Source organism: Paenibacillus elgii NBRC 100335 (genome assembly GCF_004000865.1).
Taxonomy (GTDB): Bacteria; Bacillota; Bacilli; order Paenibacillales; family NBRC-103111; genus Paenibacillus_G; species Paenibacillus_G elgii.
In genome coordinates this window covers 1-838 of the sequence record NZ_BIMB01000141.1, presented here as the reverse complement: position 1 = coordinate 838, position 838 = coordinate 1, and the positions used below count along the sequence as shown (strand labels likewise).

The 838-nt window shown below is 52.4% G+C and carries 1 protein-coding gene; it reads right to left on the bottom strand.

Translation table 11 applies throughout. The annotated features are described in order from the left end of the window. The coding region (locus tag PEL01S_RS34210; protein ID WP_255320205.1) for a condensation domain-containing protein at nucleotides 1–838 on the bottom strand (838 nt) is incomplete at both ends.

Sequence of the window (838 nt, the reverse complement as noted above, 5' to 3'; positions counted from 1 at the left end):
CCTCCAAAGACAACGTCCTGTATTCCGTTGTATCTCTGCAGCAATATTCCCCAAGCCACTTGCAGCAGCGTATTCACCGTTACCTGATGCTGCTTAGCCACCTGATTCAGCCGCTGGGTCAGATCAAGCCCCAGATCGCGAACCAACTGCTCCGGCGCGCGGGCTGTTGCTTTGTCTTCTGCCGCCTTCTCCTCTGCCTTGCCTTGAGGCAATACCGGCTGCTGATCATATCCTTTCAAATACTCGCGCCAGTACGTCGATGCTTCCTCTTCATCACGCTGCTCCAGCCATTCGATGTATTGGCTGTACGACTGCACCGGAGCCAGTTCCGGATTCTGGCCCTGCTCCAAAGCGAAATAAATATCGAACACTTCATTCGTAACGAGAGGCACGCACCAGCCATCCATAATGATATGATGGAAGCTCCACAAATGCCTGTAGCTCTCTTCTCCCGTACGCAGGATTGAAATCCGCAGCAGCGCATCTTCAGTCAAATCAAACCCTCGAGTCTTGTCCTTCTCAGCGTAAGCCGCAAGGTATGCTTCACGCTGTGCCTCATTCATCCCGCGTAAATCTTCGTAATGACTTTCCAGCTTCTTATTGCGGAACACCACTTGTACCGGCAAGTCTCCACGCGTCGTGTAAAAATTGGTTCGCAATATGGCGTGTCTTTGCGCCAGGACATCCAAAGCTTTAGCGAAGCTTTCGATCCTGAAGGTTCCTCGAAGCTCGAAGGTCAGCTGCACGAAGTAAGCTGCCGAATCCGGCTCAAGCTCGCTGTGGAACAGCATGCCTTTTTGCATCGGCGTGAGCTTGTATACATCCTCCAGCTCGCCAA